This is a genomic window from Chryseobacterium oncorhynchi (assembly GCF_002899895.1).
Lineage (GTDB): Bacteria > Bacteroidota > Bacteroidia > Flavobacteriales > Weeksellaceae > Chryseobacterium > Chryseobacterium oncorhynchi.
Genome location: NZ_PPEI02000031.1, coordinates 1 through 477 on the forward strand (window position 1 = coordinate 1; position 477 = coordinate 477).

The 477-nt window shown below is 69.8% G+C and carries 1 pseudogene; it reads left to right on the top strand.

The features are described 5' to 3' along the window. Positions 1 to 477 (top strand): annotated as a pseudogene (locus C1638_RS22085) (hypothetical protein); the annotation flags it as partial.

Sequence of the window (477 nt, forward strand, 5' to 3'; positions counted from 1 at the left end):
GCCAGGTGGTGCGGATCATCACCCCCGGCACGGTGAGCGACGAGGCGCTGCTCGACGAACGCCGCGACAACCTGCTGGCGGCGATCCTCGGCGACGAGCGCCTGTTCGGCCTCGCCGTGCTGGACATCACCAGCGGCCGCTTCAGCGTCCAGGAGATAAAAGGCTGGGAAACCCTGCTGGCCGAACTGGAGCGCCTCAACCCGGCCGAGCTGCTGATTCCCGACGACTGGCCACAGGGCCTGCCGGCGGAGAAGGGCCGGGGCGGACGTCGCCGCGGGCCATGGGACTTCGATCGCGACTCGGCGCACAAGAGCCTCTGCCAGCAATTCGGCACCCAGGACCTGAAAGGCTTCGGCTGCCAGAACCTGACCCTGGCCATCGGCGCCGCCGGCTGCCTGCTCGCCTACGCCAAGGAAACCCAGCGTACCGCCCTGCCGCACCTGCGCAGCCTGCGCCACGACCGCCTCGATGACACGG